This is a genomic window from Vibrio sp. 1F255 (assembly GCF_041439145.1).
GTDB lineage: Bacteria > Pseudomonadota > Gammaproteobacteria > Enterobacterales > Vibrionaceae > Vibrio > Vibrio crassostreae_C.
The window spans coordinates 1-18058 of the sequence record NZ_JBGONQ010000053.1 but is presented as its reverse complement, the minus strand read 5'-3'; the positions used below and the strand labels follow the sequence as shown (position 1 = coordinate 18058).

Genomic DNA, 18058 nt, shown 5'->3' with positions numbered 1-18058 from the left:
ACAGCTCTGAAGGATCCTTCAACCGATCGCTTTGGCTTTAACTGATCGGCATTACTTCACTAGGAAGGTCTTTTTCAAATAACGCTTGTTCAGTTAGTTAAGGATTCGCAATATTATTGATTGAGAATTAACTGGTAGAAGCTCGCTTGTGTGTAGTCACCCGCTTCCATACCACGCCACTCACATGCCGAACTCGACTTCTTAGTGTTACATTGATTGTATGCACCCGCTTTGAAGTACATCCAATCTTGACCATAGCCAAGATCAACGTCGTGTCCTTGATATTTACCTTTCGCCAGATCAACATCATATGTCTTCACAATTGGATCCGACGAGTTTGGATTCTTAGTAAACGTCAAGTGCATGATGTTATCTTTAATATTTACATCATATGAAAAAACTTCACCTAACTTAATGCCATCGCTAGGGTCAGAACTGCCCTTTTTCAAATTGTATTGACCAAATACATCATGGCGAATGTCTTTACGAAGTTTCTTTCCATTTTCATCTTTCGCGTTTTTCAATTCTTTCGGCGGGTTGAGCTCGTAGTTCCATGTTAATGAACCATGCTCATGCTCTGGTAGTTTACGGTAAACAATTTTAAGAGGTTCATTGTCCGAGCCGTGAATTTGCCCGATGACGACTGAAAATGCGCCTGTTTTATTGTAGTTACCACTGGTACTCACCTGATCAACAGAAAGTGTTGCCGTCATCTGGCCACCGATAGAGCCAAACTCTTCCGCGTTCTTATGGCTTGAAATCGCGAAGTTGTTGCTCGGCGCAGAGTAGCTATCCGCTAGCATCGCTCTTAGCTCACTACGCGTGTTTTTACTGTTTGGCGTCGTTGGAGCTGTATTCGGAGCCACAAACACCATCGCACCAGACTCGGCATCCGTGTAGAACCATTTAGGGTGAACGTAAGGCGTGTCTACATTCGACAGTTCCTTTTTACCAATCTCCAGCGTTTTACCTTTTCTAGACCCTTCAGTCGTCAGCTCCGGTAAGTTAATTTTCCATTTAGATAAATCGAAGTTTTGTGCTGGTGCTTTTGCAGGGTCAAGATTGAACTGTTGACCAATATCGTGATTAGAAGCAAGAGCGGGAGCGGCTAAAAGGCTGGCAGTCAGTAGGCTAAGGTAAGACAGCTTCATTATTGGGTTTCCTTTATGTCGTCATAATGTAGGTTGCCAGAACAATAAAATAATATTGTATTATTATATGTGATCTATATTAAAGATTGAAAACTGATGGCCAATTCGGCACGAGTAAAAAGAAAAAATGAGACTTAACACCAATCAAAGATCTTTTTAGCTAAGTTATCAGATAGCCCAAAGCACTTATCATCAGAAACAAAAAAGCCCCGCTCTGGTTGAGCGGGGCTTCGCAGTTATTGAGTCTTAATTAAGAATTAAGCTTCTGCTTTTTGCAGCTCAGCTTCTTCGTTAGCTTCAACGCCAATTTCGTTTTCAGATTTAGCAACGATAGTGTTAACCGCTGTATCACCGACTACGTTTGAAGAAGTACAGAACATGTCACAGATTCGGTCAACAGCAGCAACAATCGCTAGACCTTCTGGTGGCAAACCTAGTTGGTGCAATAGAACACCGACCATAACCACACCACCACCAGGAACACCACCAGCACCGATAGAAAGTAGCAAGATAGTTAGACCTAGAGTAAAGATATCAGCAGTGTTGATTGGCTGACCGAATGCGTTTGCTACGAACATAGTTGCTAGTGCGATGTAGATAGATACACCAGACATGTTCATTGTTGCACCTAGTGGTACACCGAAACCTGCCACTGACTTAGATACGTTTAGTTTGTCCGTCAGAGTACGCATTGTTACTGGAATCGTCGCGTTCGAGCTTGCAGTCGATAGTGAGAAAAGGATTTGCTCACGAGTTGCACGTAGGAACTGCTTTGGAGAAATACCAGTGAATGAACCAACCATCATTGGGTAGAAGAAGAAGATCCAGAACACAAGCATCGCTACAACAAGCGCTACATAGCCAGCAACTGACATTAACGTGTTTGCATCAAGTGTTGCACCTAGTTGAATCATCAGAGCAAATACACCGTATGGCGCCAAGCTCATTACTAGGCCGATAAGCTTCATCATGATTTCGTTAGCCATCTTGAATGTCTTGATGGCTGGGCCACCACGAGAATCAAGCGCTTGAATAGCAAGACCTGTCAAAATTGCCATGAAGATAATTTGTAGCATGTCGCCGCTTGCAAACGCTTCGACAGGGTTGCTAGGAACGATATTAACAACAAGAGAGAAGATATCTGGCGTTTCAGTTGTTGTAAGCGCAATTGTCTCAGAAACCGTACCCGCAAGGTTCGCACCTGCACCTGGTTGGAAAATAAGACCAATCGTTAGCGCTGCTGAAATCGCGATGATGGTGTTAATAATGTAAAGACCAAAGGTTTTACCACCAAGACGACCAAATGAACGAATATCTTTTAGCTCAACAATACCGCAAACAATAGATACGTATACAAGAGGAACTACAAGCAATTTGATAAGTGATACGAACATACCACCAGCACCTTCGGCAGCGCCAAGTAGATACGTATCAAAAATAGCAATACCGCTGAATAGGTACTGAATAGCAGTACCAATAAGTAGACCGGCGAACAAGCCTACAAAAATTTTACTTGAGAGCGATTTATCCATCGTTCTTCTCCAGTTTGTTGTGTTTAAAATTTGTACTTTTATAGTTATATATGCGACCAAAATCGCTATATGGCAGTGGATTTTACATACAAAGATAACAATTAAAAGTATTTATTTACAAAAACATCACAAATGTGACATCAAAACATTTACTCAATCACAACAAGTTTCATAACACAAAACTCTAAATCGCTGATCTGAATGAAATAAAAAGAACGACATTCTTAATGCGGTTTTGATGCTTATTTACGTGGACTCTCAAGTTATAGGCACAAAAAAAGAGAGGCCTATACCTCTCTTTTTATTTTACGCAAACCAGTGATTTATTTTGTCGCTGCGACTAACTCAGTCAATGCACCAGTCAATCACTTGGCAACGTAATTCGTCATTACTTAGCAACCATAACCATCGCTGGGCGAACCACACGACCGTTTAGTTCGTAGCCTTTTTGCATCACAAACATAACCGTGTTCGATTCGTGATCTGGGCTTTCTTGAATAGACATCGCTTGGTGGAATTCAGGGTTGAACGCTTCACCTTCAGGGTTGATCTCTTTAAGACCAAACTTAGCAACTGTGTCTACGAACGTTTTGTGCGTTAGCTCAACACCTTCATACAGTGGCTTAACCACTTCGTTTTCAGCGTCTGCTGCTTGCATTGCACGCTCTAGGTTGTCGATTACAGGAAGCAGACCTTCAGCAAACTTGTTCAAAGCGAATTTACGCGCTTTATCAATTTCTTGTTCGCTACGGCGACGCATGTTTTCAACTTCAGCTTTCGCGCGAAGAACAGAATCTTGCTGCTCTTTCACTTTAGATTCACTAGAAAGCAGTGCAGCTTCCAGTTGAGCGATTTTTGCTTCCTGCTCATCAGCAGCGTCTTCATTCAGTTCAGCTTCTTCAACTTTCTCAGCTTCAGCGATGATCTGATCTAGCTCTGCTTCGGTTACTTTGTTTTCTTCGTTGCTCATGATATCTCCAGAATTCGTTTTCAATGCAAGTGACAGGCGTGTTTGCACCCCAAATTGATATAAAACACTCGCATAGACGTTCAACTTGCCTTTATTATGGGGATGAAGAATTTTGATTCAAGCCTAATTCGTTTGGAAACGTTATGAAAAAGCCATTTGAAGTCATCGCCATTATCGGTAAACCTCGAGATCAGCAAGCAATTCAGACTCATAGAGAGCTCTATCAGTGGTTAAGTGCTGAGGGTTATCAAGTGTTTGTTGATGACAGACTCGCCACTATTTTAGACGACATCCCAAAAGAACATTTTTCTAGCCTGATTGAATTAGGTAAACGCGCCGATCTCGCCATTGTGGTCGGTGGTGACGGAAACATGCTCGGTGCCGCTAGAATCTTGTCACGTTTCGACATTTCAGTGATTGGTGTTAACCGAGGTAATCTTGGTTTCCTAACCGATCTCAACCCTGAAAACTTCCAGAGCGCGTTGACTGATGTTATCAAAGGCGAGTTCATGGAAGAAGAGCGCTTCTTACTTGAAACGGAAATTCATCGTCACGGCCAGATAAAAAGCCACAATGCGGCACTTAATGAGGCAGTACTGCACCCCGGACAAGTGGCGCACATGATCGAGTTCGAAGTGTATATCGATGATAGCTTCGCCTTCTCACAGCGCTCTGATGGCTTAATCGTCTCAACACCGACAGGTTCTACCGCCTACTCGCTTTCCGGCGGCGGCCCTATCCTGTCATCAAGCCTAAATGCTATCTCACTCGTGCCAATGTTCCCGCATACCCTTTCAAGCCGCCCATTAGTGGTGGATGGCAAGCGTCGTATTAAGCTTATCGTATCGCCTGATAACCGTGGAACTCAGGAGGTGAGCTGCGATGGTCAAATCTCACTGCCTGTTTCTCCTGGTGATGAGATCCACATTTACCAAAGCCCAAATGTGCTCAAACTGATCCACCCTAAAGACTACAACTACTACCACGTTCTACGTAACAAGCTAGGCTGGTCGAGTAAGCTGTTCTAAGTGAAAAGCGAACGATTTTAAAAGGCTGACGACATTCGTCAGCCTTTTTATTGCCAGTAAAAGCCCGTCGGCTCTAGCTTCTCTGCAGTTCCTTATACCTCCACTCCCAAGAGGGAGGAACGACTGAGTTGGGAATCTATAGCGGTTTCAGTGATCTACGAACAACCTCAATTCTGATAACGGTCGCAAAAAATTTTCACCTGTCGACTTTACTGTATAAAGAAACAGTATATACTGAACTTATATACAGTATTGTTCAGTTATACAGGTAAATAAAAATGCTGGCTCATTTAAGTGTTAATAATTTCGCTATTGTTAAGTCTTTACAGCTAGAACTATCTAAAGGCATGACAACAATCACCGGGGAAACTGGTGCGGGTAAATCTATCGCTATCGATGCTTTAGGCTTATGTCTTGGGGGAAGATCCGATGCAGGAATGGTTCGACAAGGTGAAGAAAAAACCGAAGTCAGTGCCGCTTTTTTACTTGAGAACAATCTGCATGCAACCCGCTGGTTAGAAGACAACGAATTGCTTGATGGCAGTGAGTGCATCCTGCGCAGAACCATCTCAAAAGAAGGTCGTTCTCGTGCATTCATCAACGGTAGCCCTGTCCCTCTTTCGCAATTGAAATCACTTGGACAACTGTTGATCAACATCCATGGTCAACACGCGCATCACCAGTTGATGAAAAGCGATTATCAAATGGCCATGCTTGATCAATACGCAGGCCACTTGAACCTATTGAAATCGACACGTAATGCTTACCAAGCATGGCGACAAGCGGATAACCACTTAAAAGAGTTACGTGAGAATAGCCAGCAAAACCAAGCTCAAAAACAACTTCTTGAATACCAAATCAAAGAGTTAAATGAGCTGTCTATTGGGGAGGAAGAATATGAAGACCTCGAACAAGAGCATAAGCGCCTCTCCAATAGCGGAGAACTGGCCACAACCTGTCAGCAAGCTATCGAGCTTATTTATGAAGGCGAAGAAGTTAATGCGCTTGGTATTCTGCAATCGGCCAATAACTCCTTAATTCAGTTAGCTGAGCTAGATGAAAGATTGGCCGAGTTACCGAACTTGCTTTCTGAAGCCATTATTCAGATCGAAGAGACCAACAACGAGTTAAGAACCTACCTAGACAGCATTGATGTTGATCCCGGTCGTATGGCTTACGTTGAGGAGCGTTTCTCTAAAGTGATGTCGATGTCTCGTAAACACCACGTGTTACCTGAAGAGCTGTATAAGCACCATCAAGACTTACTACAACAAGTTGAAGCGCTTGATTGCTCTGATGAAAAATTGGAAGAACTGGCCAACGAGGTAGAAAACCAATACCAATCGTTCGTTGCTAAATCAGAGAAGCTTCATAAATCTCGAACTCGTTACGCAAAAGAGCTCAACAAGCTGATCACGCAAAGCATGCACGAACTGAGCATGGAAAAAGCGCAGTTTGCCATTGAAGTGAACAACACCAACACACACCCTTCTCCATTGGGTATGGATAACGTGACCTTCATTGTTTCGACCAACCCAGGCCAACCAATGCAGCCGATTGCGAAAGTGGCCTCTGGTGGTGAGTTATCACGAATCTCACTGGCGATTCAGGTGATCACAGCGCAAAAAGTGGATACACCAAGCCTGATTTTCGATGAAGTCGATGTGGGTATCAGTGGACCAACCGCTGCGGTTGTCGGAAAAATGCTACGTAAGCTGGGCGAATCGACACAAGTTATGTGCGTGACTCACTTACCTCAAGTTGCCGGTTGCGGTCACCAACAACTTTTTGTAGCGAAGAACACGAAATCAGGTAAAACCGAGACTCAAATGCACACGCTTGATGAGCAACAACGCGTTTCAGAGCTTGCTCGACTGCTTGGTGGCAGCCAGATTACCGAATCGACGCTTGCCAATGCAAAAGAGTTATTAATCGCAGCATAGGTTACATATTCAGCAACTTTCTGATAATTTACCGAAAATTCTTGGCAATTTTGCAACTTAATTCAAAATTGCCAGTCATAACAAGCTCAAAGCGCAAGGAGCTTTTTACTTCTTGCTGGAGCTTGTTTATTATCAGGCAGTATTTTAGCGAAGAAAGATCTCAAACTATGCGAATTAAAAAGTGGTTAGTTGCAGTTCCACTTGCACTAACAATGTTGACCGGTTGCTCTCTATTAGAGAAGTTGGTTTATCGAATTGACATCAATCAGGGTAACTATGTTGAACAGGAAGCTGTCGATCAGCTCAAGTTTGGCATGACAAAAACACAAGTTCGTTACGTTATGGGCTCACCTATGCTTATCGAAAATGGCTACCCAGATACGTGGTACTACATTTACCACCACACAAAAGGCCATGAAGACTCGATTCAAAAAAATCTTGTTGTTAACTTTGATGCAACGGGCACCTTAGTGACGATCAATGGTGATTTTGAAGCCAGTGATGAATTCTTCGAAAGCCTTCGCTAGCTTTCAACTAACAAAGCTTTCCAGTCAAAAGCAAGAATCGCAAAAGCCTGCTCATATGAGCAGGCTTTTTAATATCTGCTAACAAATGAGACTGTATTGTCTAACAAACAGATGAAAAAAAGCTCGCTAATGCGAGCTTCTTTATCATTCAAATTTGTTTGGTATTACGATTTAGCCGCCGCTTTCGCTTGTTCAGCACGCTTACGGCGAATTTCTTTTGGATCGGCTAACAGTGCTCGATAAATTTCGATACGATCTTTATCTCGAACGGTTGCATCTAACTTAACGTTGCGGCTGTATACGCCAACTTTATTTTTCGCCAAGTCGATTTCTGGATACAACTCTAAAACACCAGACTGCGCAATAATCTCTTCAACGGTCGCGTTCTTATTTACCACTAAGGTAAATACACGCTGCTCATGTGGAAGCGCAAACACAACTTCTACGTGGATCATATCTGATTCAATAGTCATGGCTTAGTAAACCTGTTTCGCTCGTTGAGTAAAAGCACTGACCATATTGCTTGTCAGTTCATTGAAAATCTTGCCAAATGCCATTTCAATCATTCGACTAGAAAATTCAAACTCTAGTTTAAGTTCAACCTTACATGCTTGGTCGTCTAGAGGAGTGAAATACCAGCCCCCCTCCAGCTTCTTAAACGGGCCATCTACCAGCTCCATTAAAATTTCAGCACCATCCGCCATTCGATTCGACGTAGTGAATGTTTTACTGATACCAGCTTTAGAGACATCAACCGAAGCCACCATCGCGGAATCTGAAGATTCGATCACACGAGAACCAGAACATCCTGGCAAAAACTCAGGATAACGAGCAACATCATTGACCAAGCTGAACATCTGGTCGGCACTAAAAGACACTAATGCTGAACGAGTAACCTTTGGCATATAGACTCCTGTTAAAGACAGCGTTACATTAACACAAACTGCAATTTTAATTGTATTGGGCCAGAGCGCAAATAAAAAGGATTCCCCATCTAGGGCGCATTCCGTATAATGAGGCCATTATGGCAAAGAATAAATCAAAATCAAAAGCCGGTAGTAATACCATTGCGCTTAATAAGAAAGCTCGCCACGAATATTTCATCGATGATGAGATAGAAGCGGGGCTTGAGCTACAAGGCTGGGAAGTAAAATCCCTACGTGAAGGCAAAACCAATATCGCAGAAAGCTACGTATACATCCGAGATGGCGAAGCATTCATCAGTGGTATGACGATTACTCCGCTAACTCAAGCGAGTACTCATATCGTGGCGAACCCAACACGTATCCGTAAACTATTAATGTCGAGAAAAGAACTCGACAACCTTATCGGTCGTATTAACCGTGAAGGCATGACGCTTGTCGCAACCGCACTTTACTGGTCTCGCTCTTGGGCGAAGATTAAAGTTGGCGTAGCGAAAGGTAAAAAGCTGCACGATAAACGTACTGATATGAAAGAAAAAGATTGGGCGAGAGATAAAGCACGAATTATGAAGAGTAATTTGCGTTAATTTTAAGCACTTAAACGCACAGTGCTAGACAGGGTAAGCTTTTCTGGTACTATGCAAATAACACTTGGGGCTGATTTAGGATTCGACAGGAATTTTGAAGTCTGAGGTGCATGCCGTGGGGCGGTTGGCCACGTTAAAAGCCGCAAAAAAATAGTCGCAAACGACGAAAACTACGCACTAGCAGCTTAATAACCTGCTCAGAGCTCTCTTACCCTAGCTTCCGCTCGTAAGACGGGGACCAATAAGAGATCAAACCCAAACTAGCTAGCGTGGCTTCTCCCACCTGAGAGGAAAAGCGCGAATTATAATTCAGGTTAGCCTTTAACTAGCGTGTCGGTTCGCAGGTTGCTGGTGAAATTAAAGATCGACTAAGCATGTAGTACCAATGATGAATGATTTTTGGACGCGGGTTCAACTCCCGCCAGCTCCACCAAACGTTTGGAAAGGGCGGTAACTCATTGAGTTATCGCCCTTTTTGTATTTATAATCATTAATTATGCTATTCGTACTAAAAGCAGGTACTAAACGCGCCACCTTTCACTCCCGGTAAAAGATACCTTGCACTTTCGCTTTCAAGCCCCCTCTCGCTTTCAACACATAGTAAAAGGACCAAGCGTAATCTCCGCACATCCGACTTGAATAATGCTAAAGCAAGTGCACTAGAGTTAGAAATCAGAAAAATCATGTCCGAAGGTTTACCTACATTTGATCTTTGATCTCATAAGCAAACAATGAACAGCATCAACCATTAAGTAGTTTCAGTCTCACTCAACTACTCGGATGCAATATCTACAGGCAAGTCTAATGAAGACTGATAACCACGTCCTTGTACTTCCTCTTCAAAACCAAGGGCTTTATAGCCTTTCTCTCGCTTCTTAAACATTCGTTGTAGCATTGGTAATTTAGTATCTACGTAGTCAATCACCTTCACTTCTGTTTTACCTTGATATTGCCTTTGAATTCGTCCTACATACTGTATTAACGAGCCTTTCCACGATACAGGTAGCGCTAAGATCAATGTATCTAGTCTCGGTAAATCAAACCCTTCTCCGACAAATTTTCCCGTGGCAACAAGTACCTGAGCTGAATCGAGCTGATCCATTACTTGTTTCAGAGACTTTTTCTTCATAGATCCAACAAGTAGCTGAGCTTGCACTCCCTCTTCAACCAAAACATGATAGAGAGTGGCAGCATGCTCTCTTCGTTCAGTCAAAATGATAGGCACTCGACCTTTCAAGATTTCAGATTGAGTATCAGATAAGATTTGCTTGTTTCTCTCAGGATGTTCCATAAGCCAACGATAGACTTCTGATATATGTGGCTTTGATTCATTATTAGTGAGAGCAAGCGGTGGGACATACGCTAGTTTTCTACAATGCAGTATCTGTTGAAATTGAAATGCTTTATCAACCTTGATCGTGTGTCTCACCCTCCCCAATTGCATAAAAATAATGGGTTGATGTCCATCTCTACGTTCTAAAGTCGCACTTACCCCATAGACATATTTCGCATGAGCCTCTGACAATACACGTTCATATTGCGGTGCAGATAAATGATGGCATTCATCAACTATGATCTGGCCATACTCATGAATCATTGGGTTTACAGTATTATCACTTCGGCTTATCAGGCTTTGATAGGTAGCAATATCGACTTGAGTTGTTGGTTTTTTCCTTGCTCCAGTATAAATACCGATATCAATGCCGTCAGAGAAGGCTGTTAGACGATCCTTCCATTGGTCTGCGAGTTGCTTGCTATGCACTAAAATCAGTGTATTAACTTTGCGTTGAGCTATCAGACCGATAGCCGTCACCGTCTTACCGAAAGCAGTGGGAGCATGTAGCACACCACAATCAAACTTAAGCAAGGAGTCCACTGCTTTTTGCTGTGATTGTCGTAACTCACCCTGAAAGTTAACTAACTCCAACTCCTGCCCAAGCGTTCTTTTATCAACGAGATCTACCTTGATATGCAGATCCGCCAAGATTTCCTGTACATCATCAAGGCATCCTCTAGGTAAGCTTAAATAGCCATTATCTAACTCCGCTAAGCATATAAAGCGAGCTATACCATTAGTTGAAAGACGCATGCCCTGCGCTTTAAAAAACTGGGGGTTAGAAAATGATGCTAACTTTTTGAGTCTAGCGACTAATGGATTAGGAAGCTCTGAGAGAGATAAATAAATGCGGTTTGCCAATACTACGGTTACGTTTGACGGACACCCATCAATGCCCGATGTTGGCAATACGTTACGTTCCCATGGTTTCAAGTCACTAACGTCTGGTTGTTTAGCTTTTTTCTCTATAGCCGATATCAGCTTTTCAAGTTTAGATACTGGTACTTTCTGAACTGATTTTAGTGCCAACCATTGATCGGCATAGGGTTGACCAAAACGATCCAAAAACACTGAGTTTTGATTAGCCCTTGCTTGTTTTTGTAAGGGTAAAGCGATTAGATTGCCGATACCGCCAGTGGGTAAAACATCCTGATTAGGGAAGAGTCGGTCATAAGAATCAAAAGCTAATGCACTATGGATTTGCATCGCTTTGTCTAAGAGAAGAAAGCCTAATTCTCTTGCGTCCTTTGCTGTTGTTGCGGATTCAAAGAAAATCCAGACATGCGCTCCTTTACCTGAACGAGAGCGCTCCCACAAACAATCCAGATCATAAAACTCACACGCTTCAACATAAGCTTGAGATGCCTGAAGCCAGTCGCTTTTATCAAAATCTATGGTTAATAAGAAACACGAATTATCAGGTTGTATAGGATATAAGCCAATGACCTCAGCGCCAGTTAAGTGATGATAGATCGCATCTCTATCCAGAGGTTTAAAGGCTTGATTCAAGCACTCTAAACACTTTACCCTCGGCTTTTCACATACCCCTTGCTGCCACTCATTGGAGCAAGCTATTGAGTAACCATTTCGACCTGCCGAGCTTTGCCAACGATTAGCATAACAGTGGTGATTTCCTCGGAAGTAACTTTGAAATAGCTCGATTTTCTGTCCTGGAGTTAACAGAGTTTGCTCTAGATTCACTGGACTAGACAGTAGTTCATTTCGTCTTTTCTCAAGCTGAGATAGCTCGGATTTTAACTCAGCAATCCTATGATTGACGGATTCCAGTTCATCCATGATCTTCGCATCCTATGCATTTAGAAATCAAAGCCAATAGGCTTTGATAGGTCTATTTATCTGCAAGTATCAATGTCTGCTTTGTCTGACTCGCTTCGGAATCTAGTACGGGAAATAACATTGAATACGGTACTGTCCAAGCGGTATTACCAACCAATACAACCACTTTCTTAGGGTTTAGCTTAGAGACTTGTCCAATATACTCTTGATTATCCCTATTACTAACAAAACCAACAGTTTGCCCAATCGACAGCTCCGCTTTCGACAGTCCTACAGCTTTATTTGATACTAACTCAGTATCAATGTGATCGAGGTTTAAAAAATAAAAGGGTAATGACCAACCTTTTCCTGTTTCTTTTTCACTAATGTCCACCCGAGTTCTACCAACTTTCAATATGGTACAAAGCACAGAATGATTTCGTTCTGTACAAAAGTATTCAACTTCCATACCTACCGTAATTTTCGCTTTTAAAGCTCTTGCTCTATCGGGATCTTCTAAGACTTTCTCTATAGCTGATTTGAGCCGAAACAACTCAAAGTCACTCGCAGTTTCTAACTCTTCAAAAACTTTCTGGGTATTCATACTATGCCTAAGGATGTGTAAATCGAGATCTCACCAATTCTGTCATAAGATGATGCAGTTTTTTACTTTCTTGTTTTGATTCACCAACTTCACCAAAACTATCAAATGTAGCGATAACATACATTTCTCTCTCACCATCAAAGTAGACGCAATGAAACCCCATAACACCAAGAACCCAAGAATACTCTTCTGACATTTCACATTGATGTTCCCATACCTGCGGAGTAGCGAGCTTTATCAAACGCCAGGAACTCTTATCTAGCCCTTCCAAGATCATTTCTTCATAGCATATAAGCTCTATTAGCTTTTCGTCACTGAACACTGTACATCCATCATTATCTCTATGAATTATATTTGATAATACCGTTACGAGGCATTTTCATCAATCACCAACCAACACTTTTATGCGCATAAAAAAGATCAAGCACAACACTTTAATGCGCATAAAAGCGTTTAATTAAAACATAAACTGGCGCAATAATATGATAATGTACTAATGCATATCAGAGGTGAGCAATACGCATGAAGAGAGAAATCTTAAACAAACTACTCAAATGGAAAGAGAAGTCATCAAGAAAGCCACTCTTGATCGATGGTGCCAGACAGACGGGTAAAACTTATCTGTTACAGGAACTACTAGGTCAAAATTTTAACAAAGTTATAAGAATTGATTTCTTAGAAGAGCCGCAGTTCAGAGAAGCATTTTCTAACTCTCTAAATCCTGACGATATCATTACCAATATTGAACTATTAACGGGAGAGGTATTTGACCTCGCCACTGATCTACTGATCCTCGATGAGATAGGTGAGTGTCCAAAAGCGGTCACTGCCTTGAAGTATTTTGCCGAAAAAGCACCACAAGCTTATATTGCAGCAAGTGGCTCTAACATTGGTTTACTTACATCCTTTCCTGTCGGTAAGGTTGAACAACACAACTTAAGACCATTAACATTTAAAGAGTTTCTTTGGGCAAGTGAAGAAAAGCCACTCATTAAAGCATTTGAGCAGCAAGTGAACTCTGAAGTTGCACATACAAAGCTATTCGGCATGCTTACTGATTATTACTTTGTGGGCGGAATGCCTGAAGCTGTTGATGCTTGGTTTACTCATTCAGACAGAAGTATCATTGAACGAACGGAGCTTGTTTCAGACGTTCAAAGCAACTTAATTCAAGGTTACTTACGAGACTTTGGCAAGTACTCGGATAAAGTCGATGCCACACTTATAGAGTCCGTATTCAGAAACATTCCTTCACAGTTATCGTCAGTATTTGATGATTCAGTAAAACGTTTCAAGTTTAAAGGCGTCCATCAGCGTAAATCTCGATATGCTGAATACGAAAGTGCCATTACATGGCTACATAAATGCAGACTAACCTTGAAGAATTACCCTATCGATGGGCAACCTAGATCGCCCTTATCAGCCTATCAAAAAGAGAATGCTATAAAGTTGTTTCTATTTGATGTAGGACTACTTAATCACATGCTCGCGACAAGTTACCGTGAAATAAAGCAACAAGGGTACGAATACAAAGGCTACGTTGCTGAAAACTTTGTTCAACAAGAACTTGCAGCACTAGGCTACGAACCGACTTTTTCATGGGGGGATGCTAGAGCTGAAATTGAGTTTGTCATTGCTGATGAGGTTGGTCGTATAATTCCTATAGAAGTAAAGAGTGGCAAAAGAACTCGTGCTAGGTCACTGCAATCCTATATATCGAAGTGTAAGCCACACAAGACAATCAAGCTAACAGGAACACAAGGCTCCAATGCACTAGAGCAAGACAATGTTGTACTGCCTTTGTATTACACACAATACTTGAACGACCACCTTAAGATTCCGATAGAGAGTTAGCCATACTTTAGGTAGCTCAAAGCCCCATGGCTTTGAGTTCTCTATTGTTCTTTCATTACATAAAGTAAATCACACTAGACTTTTATGTGATAACTCAATGCACTCGCCATAAAGGTTAACTTTAATAGACTTTTATTTAAAATCTACGTATAAATAATTTAAAAGTCTACTAAGGCATACTTTATTGCGTCATGCTATATGGAGGTTCCATGGTTAAGAAAGTAAAAGCGACTGAGTCACCAGATCTAAGCCAGGTGTTCACACCATCACTACTTGGTGAGGCAATCAAAGCAAAAAGAACTCAAAGTAAAATAACCCAGCAAGATGCAGCATTGCTTTCTGGTGTTTCAAAACAAACCTACATAAAAATTGAACAAGGCAGCTCCGATATTAAACTAACCTCTTTAATGAAAGTTGTGTCTGCTCTAGGGATAAAGATATCGATACAACCATGGCAAGACTTAGATGCTTCAGTCCCATCACAGGAGAAAGGTAATGACGTCTGGGTCTAATCAATACATTCTCGATATAGTCTATAGCCAGCAAGTCATAGGCAAGCTATCACTGAGTAAAGAAAGTGATGCTCTATCTGTAATCTACAAGCAAGATTGGATGGATAATGGATTTCCCATATCGCCACACCTTCCATTTAACTCTGATATACCATCAGTCAATATCAGGAGGTTCTTACAGAATTTACTCCCTGAAAATAAAGGGTTAGATTATTTGATCGACTTTCTTGGCGTATCACGTTCAAACATATTTGCACAAGTTGGTGGGATTGGAACAGATACATCAGGTGCAATGATGTTCTTATCCGAAGGTGTTTCTCCAGTTCAAACTGAAACCTCTTTCAACCCAATCAATGATAGTGAATTAATTAAGAAACTATCTGACCCTGAACTTTGGTATTTAGAAGTATGGGAAGGAAAACCAAGACTATCAGTAGCGGGGGTTCAATCTAAGCTAAACGTTTTATCTATCGATGGAAACTTAGGGTTTGGAGAGGGTGAACTATGCTCAACTCATATTGTGAAGTTCGAAAAAAATGACCAACAACACCTTGTCATAAATGAATTTGTGACGATGAAATTAGCGAAGCTAGTTGGACTAGATGTTGCTGACGTTGAATTGCGGTATTTTGACCAATTTCCAGCATTAATTGTAGAGAGATTTGATCGAAAGCTATTTAGTTCAACAAGTGTGAAACGAAGGCATATGATCGATGCCTGTCAAGCTTGTAACCTAGGTGTCGATAGAAAGTATGAACGAAACTTAGGCAAACAAAGAGATGTCAGTCATATTCGTGATGGTGTCAGCTTCGCCCGACTTTTTTCGGTAACAGAGCAATGTGAAAACCCATTAGCGGCAAAACTAGCGATCCTAAAGTGGGCAATGTTCAATCTCTGTATTTATAACGCAGATGCACATGGCAAAAACTTCAGTTTCTTTGTCCAAAAATCGGGCTTAACACCAACGCCACTTTACGATCTAGTCAATGTAAGAATGTACCCTGAATTTGAGCAGGATCTTGCGATGGCAATTGGGGATGAATTTGACTCAGATTCTATTAATGCCTACCAACTTGTAGAGTTTGCTGACGATTGTGGTATTTCACCAAAATTACTTCAACAGAGCCTAGTAAAGATCGCAAATGACATTATAAACAACATTGATGATGCTATATTTCTCGTCACTCCTACTTCTGATTCACAATTACCTTATTTAAACCGATACCGTGAAATCGTTGTGGCTAGATGTGAGCACTTCCTTAAGCAATCACCACTCATCACTGAAATTGAGCTTTAGCTTTAGCTTTAGCTTATAGATAAGCTATCTAATCAGAATATAGAAAGCACAAAGAGCAAAAGCTCTTTGTGTTACCTACTTGATGATTATCGCAGCCAGTTCAGCTCCTGATGAGGAAGTTGAACCGATAGTAATCTGAAGAAAAGCGTGATTTACGTATCAAAAGTAGACATAAAATCACGTACTCCCCAGTTTATTCCCAAGCCATATTCCAGTTAGAACAAAGCCTTATACAACAAGGGACTGAGCCATCTGTTTGCTTTTCTAAACGCTCCACCCAACATACGTATGTTGACGTCCTAGGACGTCCAGAAAGCCCGCTAGGTTATTAACTTAACGGGCTTTCTTGCATCTGGAGCTTCCATTAACGTCCAACTCAGTCCACATCTCTTGGTATTCCAAATTGTATTCCACCACTTTTGGCATACAATCATGGAATACAAAAGTGCAACGGAGGCGTTTCACCATGGGCAGAACAACCACACGGCTTACCCAGAAACATATCGAGCATGCCAAACCCAAAGACAAAGATTATGTTCTCTCTGATGGCGATGGCCTTCAGCTAAGAGTGAGATCGAATGGGTCTCGCTTATGGAACTTCAACTACCGCCACCCTTTCACTAAAAAGCGTATCAACATGGGCTTAGGTCCTTTCCCTGAAATATCTCTCGCTCAAGCACGAAAGCTCACCGTCGAATCAAGAACACTCGTCGCCCAGGGTTTCGACCCTAAAGAGCACAGAGAGCATCAACGCAATGAAGAACGCCTAGTGAGTGAGCACACACTTCTAAACGTAAGCAAAAGCTGGTTTGACGTTAAGCGCGCTTCAATCACGCCAGGTTATGCTGACGATATTTGGCGCTCACTGGATCTACATGTATTCCCGTCGCTTGGTAACTATCCAATTGCAAAAATCTCTGCCAAAGAGGTTATACAGATGCTTCGCCCTATCGAAGCCAAAGGCAGTTTAGAAACTGTCAAGCGATTAACCCAGCGACTTAATGAGATTATGACCTTCGCGGTGAATACTGGTCTCATCTTTTCTAATCCGCTAAGCGGTATCAAAGATGCCTTCAAAAAGCCCAAGAAAGAGAACATGGCGGCTCTAAAGCCTGATGAACTACCTGAGCTGATGGCTGCTATTGCTAATGCCTCAATCAAACGCACTACCCGCTGCTTGATTAAGTGGCAACTGCATACGATGACGCGCCCTGCGGAAGCCGCAGGTGCACGTTGGGATGAAATAAATCTTGAAGAAAAAATCTGGACCATTCCGGCTGAACGAATGAAAAAGCGAAAGGAACATCGCATTCCTCTCACTGAACAGGCGATTGCACTACTAGAGGCCATACACCCAATTAGTAGGCATCGTGAATTTGTCTTCCCTTCTGACCGTGATCCTAAAAAGCCATGTAACAGCCAAACCGCTAATATGGCTCTAAAACGAATGGGGTTTGCAGGAAGGTTGGTTAGTCATGGCCTACGTTCGCTAGCCAGCACCACTCTCAACGAACAAGGCTTTGAGCCGGACTTGATTGAAGCGGCACTTGCTCACGTCGACGATAACCAAGTGCGAAGTGCCTATAACCGTACCGACTATCTTGAACGACGAATTCCTATGATGTGCTGGTGGAGTGGGCATATTGAGAACGCATCAAAAGGAACTCTCTCTGTTTCTGGGATTCCAAAGCTCAAAGTCATCTAGACGCAATACGTTGCTCAAACCAATCGTCGATTTCGCTCTCACCCCACGCAACGGAGCGACAACCAAGAAACATTTGCCCTGGAAAGCGTTTATCGTTGATACAGCTGTAGATACTTGAGCGCGAGAGTCCAGAGTCCCGTTACTGCCATCACCTCTTTCAACTGAATCAACCGAATAGTTTTTTTGAATAATATCACATCGATATTATACCAATCCGGAAAATTAACTGATCAGGTCAATCCAATCTCTTGTACACATTTTTGTGACGCGATCTTTGCACTCAAGAAATCCATTCCAAGCGCTACAGACCTTC

At 42.1% G+C, this 18058-nt stretch carries 17 protein-coding genes and 1 other RNA gene; 9 read left to right on the top strand and 9 right to left on the bottom strand.

Features of this window, described 5'->3' with window-relative positions; translation table 11 throughout:
- Positions 1-113: 113 nt before the first annotated feature.
- The 3 genes from ACED41_RS20625 to grpE form a co-directional block, all read right to left on the bottom strand.
- Positions 114-1151: a polysaccharide lyase family 7 protein gene (locus ACED41_RS20625; protein ID WP_017062790.1), complete on the bottom strand. Its 1038-nt coding sequence runs from the start codon at positions 1149-1151 to the stop codon at positions 114-116.
- A gap of 257 nt (positions 1152-1408) precedes the next feature.
- A complete protein-coding gene (locus ACED41_RS20620; protein ID WP_102393638.1) occupies positions 1409-2683 on the bottom strand; it encodes a dicarboxylate/amino acid:cation symporter in 1275 nt (424 codons plus the stop codon).
- Between the two features lie 388 nt (positions 2684-3071).
- Entirely contained in the window at positions 3072-3653 is a 582-nt protein-coding gene (gene grpE / locus ACED41_RS20615; RefSeq protein ID WP_017069543.1) for a nucleotide exchange factor GrpE, read from the bottom strand.
- 143 nt (positions 3654-3796) lie between these two features.
- On the opposite strand from grpE, the gene nadK reads away from it, so the two are divergent.
- The 3 genes from nadK (at position 3797) to bamE (ending at position 7151) form a co-directional block, all read left to right on the top strand.
- Positions 3797-4681 carry an NAD(+) kinase gene (nadK, locus tag ACED41_RS20610; protein ID WP_371725583.1) on the top strand — a complete coding sequence of 295 codons (885 nt, stop codon included), beginning with the start codon at positions 3797-3799 and terminating at the stop codon, positions 4679-4681.
- Positions 4682-4959: 278 nt separating this feature from the next.
- Positions 4960-6624, top strand: coding sequence for a DNA repair protein RecN (gene recN, locus ACED41_RS20605; RefSeq protein WP_017059862.1), 1665 nt, complete (start codon positions 4960-4962; stop codon positions 6622-6624).
- 167 nt (positions 6625-6791) lie between these two features.
- Positions 6792-7151 carry an outer membrane protein assembly factor BamE gene (gene bamE, locus ACED41_RS20600; protein WP_010438918.1) on the top strand — a complete coding sequence of 120 codons (360 nt, stop codon included), beginning with the start codon at positions 6792-6794 and terminating at the stop codon, positions 7149-7151.
- A gap of 164 nt (positions 7152-7315) precedes the next feature.
- Here the strand turns inward: bamE and ACED41_RS20595 are convergent, their stop codons facing one another.
- The gene (locus ACED41_RS20595; RefSeq protein WP_016796754.1) at positions 7316-7624 is read right to left on the bottom strand and encodes an RnfH family protein; all 309 of its coding nucleotides are present in this window, start codon (positions 7622-7624) and stop codon (positions 7316-7318) included.
- A gap of 3 nt (positions 7625-7627) precedes the next feature.
- Complete coding sequence (locus tag ACED41_RS20590) at positions 7628-8056, bottom strand: SRPBCC family protein (RefSeq protein WP_010438915.1); 429 nt, start codon at positions 8054-8056, stop codon at positions 7628-7630.
- 119 nt (positions 8057-8175) lie between these two features.
- Between ACED41_RS20590 and smpB the strand changes: the two genes are divergently transcribed.
- Positions 8176-8661 (top strand): SsrA-binding protein SmpB, encoded by a 486-nt coding sequence (smpB, locus tag ACED41_RS20585; RefSeq protein WP_004735156.1) that lies wholly within the window; start codon positions 8176-8178, stop codon positions 8659-8661.
- 66 nt (positions 8662-8727) lie between these two features.
- Positions 8728-9094, top strand: a transfer-messenger RNA (tmRNA) gene (gene ssrA, locus ACED41_RS20580).
- 339 nt (positions 9095-9433) lie between these two features.
- Here the strand turns inward: ssrA and ACED41_RS20575 are convergent.
- Genes ACED41_RS20575 through ACED41_RS20565 form a run of 3 tightly spaced genes read right to left on the bottom strand, consistent with a single transcriptional unit; the run spans position 9434 to position 12699 of the window.
- Positions 9434-11794 (bottom strand): DEAD/DEAH box helicase family protein, encoded by a 2361-nt coding sequence (locus ACED41_RS20575; protein ID WP_371725582.1) that lies wholly within the window; start codon positions 11792-11794, stop codon positions 9434-9436.
- Positions 11795-11846: 52 nt separating this feature from the next.
- A complete protein-coding gene (locus ACED41_RS20570; protein ID WP_017106596.1) occupies positions 11847-12377 on the bottom strand; it encodes a hypothetical protein in 531 nt (176 codons plus the stop codon).
- Positions 12378-12384: 7 nt separating this feature from the next.
- The gene (locus ACED41_RS20565; protein ID WP_371725581.1) at positions 12385-12699 is read right to left on the bottom strand and encodes a hypothetical protein; all 315 of its coding nucleotides are present in this window, start codon (positions 12697-12699) and stop codon (positions 12385-12387) included.
- 200 nt (positions 12700-12899) lie between these two features.
- On the opposite strand from ACED41_RS20565, the gene ACED41_RS20560 reads away from it, so the two are divergent.
- From ACED41_RS20560 to ACED41_RS20545, 4 genes are all read left to right on the top strand, one after another.
- Entirely contained in the window at positions 12900-14231 is a 1332-nt protein-coding gene (locus ACED41_RS20560) for an ATP-binding protein (RefSeq protein WP_371725580.1), read from the top strand.
- Positions 14232-14440: 209 nt separating this feature from the next.
- Positions 14441-14743: a helix-turn-helix transcriptional regulator gene (locus tag ACED41_RS20555; RefSeq protein WP_017104942.1), complete on the top strand. Its 303-nt coding sequence runs from the start codon at positions 14441-14443 to the stop codon at positions 14741-14743.
- Positions 14727-16040 carry a HipA domain-containing protein gene (locus ACED41_RS20550; protein WP_102458720.1) on the top strand — a complete coding sequence of 438 codons (1314 nt, stop codon included), beginning with the start codon at positions 14727-14729 and terminating at the stop codon, positions 16038-16040. The genes ACED41_RS20555 and ACED41_RS20550 overlap by 17 nt, the downstream gene beginning before the upstream one ends.
- Before the next feature lie 466 nt (positions 16041-16506).
- Complete coding sequence (locus tag ACED41_RS20545; RefSeq protein ID WP_371725579.1) at positions 16507-17745, top strand: integrase domain-containing protein; 1239 nt, start codon at positions 16507-16509, stop codon at positions 17743-17745.
- Here the strand turns inward: ACED41_RS20545 and ACED41_RS20540 are convergent.
- Positions 17738-17845, bottom strand: a complete 108-nt coding sequence (locus ACED41_RS20540) for a helix-turn-helix transcriptional regulator (protein WP_371725584.1) — start codon at positions 17843-17845, stop codon at positions 17738-17740. The genes ACED41_RS20545 and ACED41_RS20540 overlap by 8 nt on opposite strands.
- Between the last annotated feature and the right edge of the window lie 213 nt (positions 17846-18058).